Raw genomic sequence first — 5,984 nt, forward strand, 5'->3', positions numbered from 1 at the left:
TAATTTTCGCAGTATCAATGGTATTTTTCCAGTCCCGGTAGATTTTCAGGCTTTCTTCGTAGCTGTCGTATTCGGTCTTGGTGAACTTGGCAATCTCAGCGGCTTCGAATAGCTTGGTGAAGATGCGTTCCTGCAGGGCTTTGGGACGTTCCATCAGACGTGAGAGATTGCGCAACACGAAGAGCCATTTCTCGAACATGCCGTTCAGCTCTTCTTCGCTTTTGTTGAACTTGGGCATTTCCAAGTAAATGAAAGTCAGCTTGTCATAAAACACTTCCTTGCTCCGGGTATCCATGAGCTTCACTTCGTGGTGATAAAAATCATCGCTCTGCTCATCGAAAGTGAAGTTGAGGATGCCGATGACATATACGGCTTTCAGCCGATAGTCCCATTCGCCTTTCTGTCCCTGTTCGCGGATGGGGAAAGTGGCATAGTAAAGGCTTCGGTCTTTAAAGAACTGTTGCTCTCCCCGCTGCATTTCTACCAGTATCTTCTCTCCTTTTTCATTTTCGCAATACACGTCGAACACCGCCTTGCGGTCTGCCTCGCCGGTGCCTAAATGCTCCGTATTGAGGTAGGTCAGGTCTTTCACCACTTCCTTTCCGTGCAGGAGGCTGTTGATGAAGCTGATGAGCAGGTCCTTGTTGATTTCGGTGCCGAACAGCTTCTTGAATCCGAAGTCGGTATAGGGGTTGACGTATCTGTCGCTGAGTTCTCTTCTGTCCATAATTGCCGGTGTTTTAGGAGTGTAACGTATGCAAATATAGTGTTTTTTTTTGTAATTTGCGAAGACTGATTTTTTATTTCCTTGTGCCTCTGTCTGTTTGCATTTTAATTGTATCTTTGCAGGCATAAAAGGACAAGCTATGAAACCGAATGCCGTAACCTGCCTATTGTTGATTTTCTGTGTGATGAACCTGTTCTTCGGCTGCTCTCAGCGGAAAGCTGCCCCTTTGCCCGAACTGGAGCGGGCGGAAGCGGTGATGTTCGACCATCCCGACAGTGCCTTGCGTATTTTAGAATCTATGCCCATGCCTACGGATAAGGAGCAGCATGCTTTGTGGTGTCTGTTGGTGACGCAAGCGAAATACAAGCAATATCTTCCTATTCCTTCTGATTCGTTGATTCGTATTGCGTATGATTATTACAAACCTACCGATGATGCGCGGTGCAAAGCGATGTCGGCACTTTATATGGGTGGGGTAAATTATAGATTGCAAAAGATTGAAACAGCTACTGCTTATTATTTGGAAGCAGAAGTTGAGGTAGAAAAAACCTCCGATTATAAATTGGGATATTTGGTAATGTCGGGATTAGGAAATCTTTATCTTTATAGGCATTTGACGGATTATGCTTTGGAGGTTTTTCAAAAGGCGTATGATTATGCGGTGAAAGATTCAAATAAACGCTATGAAATGAACTCATTGCGATTTATGGCCAGGTATTATTCTATTAAAAAAGACTATGATCAGTCCATTATATATTATAAGCAAGCTTCATCAATAGCAGATAGTATTTTGTCATATAATACAGTGAAGAGTGAATTGGCTGGTATATATAGTGTGATAGGAGATTATGATAAAGCTTTGAGTTTAGAGTGGGAGGCAATAGGGAATAACCATCCAACAGCTCAATCTTATTATGGAATAGGAGTAAATTATATGAATTTGCATCAATATGATTCGGCTTATTATTATTTGAATCAAGCGTTGAATACATCAAATGTTTATACACGTATGGGGGTATATCGAAGCTTGTTGCAATTGGGTCGTCAACCCCAGTATCATAAATATATAATAACTTATAGTGATTCGTTACGTTTCTATGAAGATTCTGTTCGTGCTTTAGATAAAAGTCGGGAAATTATTTTTTATAAAGAGAAGTTTGAAAAAGAGCAGTTGGTTACTCAAAATCAGCGGTTAGAACTAGAAAAGGCATATACAACTCGTTTGTTATTATTGGCAACTATTGTGGCTTTAGTTTTGTTGATGTTGTTGGTCGCTTTTTATTTACATCGTAAGATTGCTTTGCGTAGAAAAGAAGAAGAACTGAATAGTTTGACTTTTCAACTTCATGAAAATGAATTGTTAATAGATCGAAACAATAATTATATTGCGGAGTTGAAAGAACAAGTAGAACAGCAAAAAGAATTGGTAGAACAACAGGCTGAACAGAAGGAAGAGTTAGCTTCACTTCATGATGCAAATGAACAACTCCGTAAAGAAAATATCCGTTTGAATGAAAATATGAAAAAATACACAGGCACATTTCCTGAAGCAGATGAAATTAAGAATGTAACAGAGCAATTACGACGTTCTAAACAACGGGAGGAAGATTGGTTTGCTTTTATTCAAAAAGAATATCCTTTTCTCTCTAATCTGCACCAAAGAAAGACTGGGTTAGATTATGCAGAAGAGCAGACCGTTTATTTCTTGGTTGATACGCTTTTTGATAAATTCACGAAACGTTTGACTAACAAAGTGTCATTGCCTCCAAGGGAATTGTTGCTTTGTTGTTTGATTAAGTTGCGTTTATCTGTTGGTGAAATAGCTGTTTTAATGAATCTTTCTCCTGCTTCCGTATCTACAGCTAAGCAGCGGATTAAGAATAAAATCCATGAAATACTGAAAGATGAGCCACTTAAAAGAAGCTTTGATTTATGGATTTGGGAGTATTGACAGCGAATGCTTAGATTAAATGTGAATACTAATTTATAATCGCAAGATTATCAGTTGTTTATATATTTATTTTTGCTTATATGATGCTTATGCTTGTTTCTTGTATTTTTGAATTGTTGCATCTATCTTTGCTGCATGTAAAAACAATCAAAAATTAAGAAACATGAAACGTAAAATTTTAATTTGTACAGCCATGGATTATAATATTCAAAATTCGTTTGGTATGTTGAATGAACAGGGTGAGATTGTTTGGGATGAAAATAAACTTCAAGGCATTGATAATGCACCTTATATACAGGATACCAAATGTATGGAATGTAATTTGCTTCCGCTTTGTGGGGGGCCATGCTTTATGCGTAAATATCAATTTGTAACTCAAAATATAGATTATTGTAAAAAAGATGTGTTGGATACAGGGCTGGAAGAATTTATTAAGAGCTTTTATCAAAAAAGTATTCAATATAGAATGCATTAAAGCTGAAGATACAGTCAATTAGGAAAGGATAGCGAAAAATCATTTCTTTGAAAAATAATGTCCAAAAGCTCCTAAGAATGGATTGTAGCGATATATATTTGTAGCAAATTATATTGTAAATACAAAAAAACTTTACTTTTGCAGTCGCAAATGAAATTTTAACAGAAAAAATAAAGGAACATGAGACGTTTGTTAAACTTATTGATGTGTTGCTGTGTCTCTTTGACAACCTTTGCACAGGTATATAGTGGCAAGGTAACGGACGAGAAAAGCCAGCCCTTACCTTACACCAATGTAGTGTTGTTATCCCTTCCCGATTCCGCTTTCGTGACGGGAACGGTAAGTGACGAATCGGGTGCTTTCACCTTGCGTAGCGAGAAACCGAACCTGTTGCTCCGGATTTCCTCTATCGGCTATGCTACTATATATAATAAGGTAGATAAACCGGACTTGGGAACCATCCAGCTTTTGCCCGATGCACAGCTGTTGGGCGAAGTGGTGGTAAAGGGCGATTTGCCCAAAGTGCAGTTAAAAGGTGATGCGCAGGTGACGAATGTGACGGGCACTATCTTGGAGAAGGCAGGTACGGGCAATGACTTGCTGAGCAAGCTTCCGGGCGTATCGGCGGAAGAAGGTACGGTAAACGTGTTCGGTTCGGGCACGGCTGAAATCTACATCAATGGGCGCAAGATGCGTAATGCTTCGGAACTGGACCAGCTTTCATCGGATAACGTGAAGCGTGTAGAGGTGGTGCGCAATCCCGGTGCACGTTATGATGCGACGGTGAAAGCCGTGGTGCGCATCTATACCAAGAAGGCGCAGGGCGAAGGTTTCGGATTCAACAACCGTTTCCTCACCCGTTATTACTATGGCTGGAATGTGCTTGACCAGTTTAACTTTAACTACCGCAAGGGCGGGTTCGACCTGAGCGGCATGCTCTTCGGTTCGAAAACCGAGGGTGAAGACAACAAGACAGGGGTTTTTGAAACATTCCTCGACAATACCTGGCGGCAGGAGAGTTCCATTTCTACAACAGGAGGCTCCCGGAATATCTCCACTATGCTCTCACTCAATTACCAGTTCAACGAGAATCATTCAGCCGGTGCGCGTTACGACTTCAACCGTACGCCCAAGGACTGGTGGAATATCAATATGTACTCGCAAGTGTTCCGGGACGGTTCGCTTTATGAAGAGAACACCAGCCGGGGCTGGCAGAGGACTCCGGCTACTACCCACTCCTTTAATGCTTATTACAACGGTCAGGCAGGCGACTGGAACATTGACTTCAATGCCGACGGCATGTGGTCATACAGCAAGACGTTGCAGGATATGACCGAAGAATATACCCCCATCGGCGAAGCCTTGCAGGAGCAGAACGTTACCAGCTACAACAAGGACGAGAACACGCTCTATGCTGCCAAGCTTATCATCAGCCGTCCCCTGTGGGACGGAAACCTGTCTTTCGGCGGGGAATATACTTATACCGACCATACGAATACCTATATCAACGACCAGGGCATTTTGGATGACGACCACAGCAATATCCGCGAGAACGCCGCTTCTGCCTTTCTGGAGTACAGCCGCAGTTTCGGCAAGCTGCAGGCTCAGATAGGCGTGCGTTACGAGCACTTGGCATCCGACTTATTATGAGAATGAAATCCTTGTGGACGAGCAGAGCCGTACGTATGACAATGTGTTCCCTACGTTTGCGCTTTCTCTTCCTGTGGGCAAGACGCAGCTTTCGTTGAGTTATACGGGCAGTATCTACCGTCCGACTTATTACATGCTGCGCAGCAACATCACCTATGCCAACCGTTATACTTACGAGAGTGGCAATCCGTTGCTCCGTCCTTCCATCATCAACCGCCTGTCATTGGACGCCTCTTGGAAGTGGATTTACTTCAATGCCCGCTATACACATACCAAAGACGCCATTGTGAACTTGGGCGGTACCTATTCGGAAGACGAGCCTAACATCATGCTGCTAAGCTACTTTAATAAGTATGATTCAGATAAAATCTACGCCACGCTCAGCTTCTCGCCTACCATCGGCATCTGGTCGCCCCAATTCACGCTGATGTACCTTCAGCAATGGTATATGGTGGATATGCCCGACGGCACACGCAAGAACTTCAACCACCCCATGGGCAGCTTCAGCTGGCGCAACAATTTCCGTCTGCCTTGGGAACTGCTGTTGGATGTAGACGCATCGCTCGATACACCCGGTGATAATGAAAACGGGCACGTCAGCGAAGTAGGCTGGGCACTTAACGTCAGCCTGCGCAAAGCTTTTTTCAATGAACGCCTCAGTTTGCAGCTGCAAGGTATAGACTTGTTTAATTCCCGTAACGCATGGGGCACGATATATGGCGGCAATCGCTTAATAACCATTGATCAAGAATCGCGCCGCTATTTCACGCTTACTTTGCGCTACAAATTCAATGCCACAAAGAGCAAGTACAAAGGCACGGGTGCAGGACAGGAGCAGCGGAGCCGCATGTGATTTTGAGTTCTTGAGTTTTTAAGTTTCTCTTATGCTTAACTCAAGAATTTAAAAACTAAAAAACTCAAAAACCTACAAACTAACCTACAGGCTGTTGATTTCTTCTTCGGACAATCCGCTGCATTCAGCAATTATGCTGATTGCAACTCCTTTAGCCTTCAGGCTTTGTGCCATTTCAATTGCTTTTTTCTTTGCTCCTTTTTCAATACCGATTTTTTCTCCTTCTTTCAGTCCTTCCTTGCGTCCTTCTTTCAGTCCTTCCTTGCGTCCTTCTTCCTTCGATTTAATTTTCGCAGTATCAATGGTATTTTTCCAGTCCCGGTAGATT

The 5,984-nt window shown here is 42.5% G+C and carries 5 protein-coding genes and 1 pseudogene; 4 read left to right on the plus strand and 2 right to left on the minus strand.

Annotated features, from left to right (window positions below; genetic code table 11):
• On the minus strand, nucleotides 1–727 hold a 727-nt coding region (locus B5F71_RS18220), incomplete at its 3' end, for an Rpn family recombination-promoting nuclease/putative transposase (protein WP_143269942.1).
• A gap of 139 nt (nucleotides 728–866) precedes the next feature.
• Between B5F71_RS18220 and B5F71_RS18225 the strand changes: the two genes are divergently transcribed.
• From B5F71_RS18225 to B5F71_RS21185, 4 genes are all read left to right on the plus strand, one after another.
• A complete protein-coding gene (locus B5F71_RS18225; RefSeq protein ID WP_087213203.1) occupies nucleotides 867–2,678 on the plus strand; it encodes a hypothetical protein in 1,812 nt (603 codons plus the stop codon).
• Nucleotides 2,679–2,841: 163 nt separating this feature from the next.
• Nucleotides 2,842–3,153: an SPASM domain-containing protein gene (locus tag B5F71_RS18230; protein WP_087213206.1), complete on the plus strand. Its 312-nt coding sequence runs from the start codon at nucleotides 2,842–2,844 to the stop codon at nucleotides 3,151–3,153.
• A 180-nt stretch (nucleotides 3,154–3,333) separates the two neighbouring features.
• Nucleotides 3,334–4,803 carry a TonB-dependent receptor gene (locus B5F71_RS21180; RefSeq protein WP_262483262.1) on the plus strand — a complete coding sequence of 490 codons (1,470 nt, stop codon included), beginning with the start codon at nucleotides 3,334–3,336 and terminating at the stop codon, nucleotides 4,801–4,803.
• 13 nt (nucleotides 4,804–4,816) lie between these two features.
• On the plus strand, nucleotides 4,817–5,656 hold the full coding sequence (locus B5F71_RS21185) for an outer membrane beta-barrel family protein (RefSeq protein ID WP_262483263.1): 840 nt from the start codon (nucleotides 4,817–4,819) through the stop codon (nucleotides 5,654–5,656).
• Nucleotides 5,657–5,740: 84 nt separating this feature from the next.
• Here B5F71_RS21185 and B5F71_RS18240 read toward each other — a convergent pair.
• Nucleotides 5,741–5,984 (minus strand): annotated as a pseudogene (locus B5F71_RS18240) (hypothetical protein); the annotation flags it as partial.

Origin of the sequence: Bacteroides sp. An269 (assembly GCF_002159755.1) — a bacterium.
In the GTDB taxonomy this organism is placed as follows: Bacteria; Bacteroidota; Bacteroidia; order Bacteroidales; family Bacteroidaceae; genus Phocaeicola; species Phocaeicola intestinalis.

Excerpts from the sequence above, each read along its gene's own strand:
- B5F71_RS18225 (WP_087213203.1), top strand. The coding sequence starts at position 867 with ATGAAACCGAATGCCGTAACCTGCCTATTGTTGATTTTCTGTGTGATG.
- B5F71_RS18230 (WP_087213206.1), top strand. The coding sequence starts at position 2,842 with ATGAAACGTAAAATTTTAATTTGTACAGCCATGGATTATAATATTCAA.
- B5F71_RS21180 (WP_262483262.1), top strand. The coding sequence starts at position 3,334 with ATGAGACGTTTGTTAAACTTATTGATGTGTTGCTGTGTCTCTTTGACA.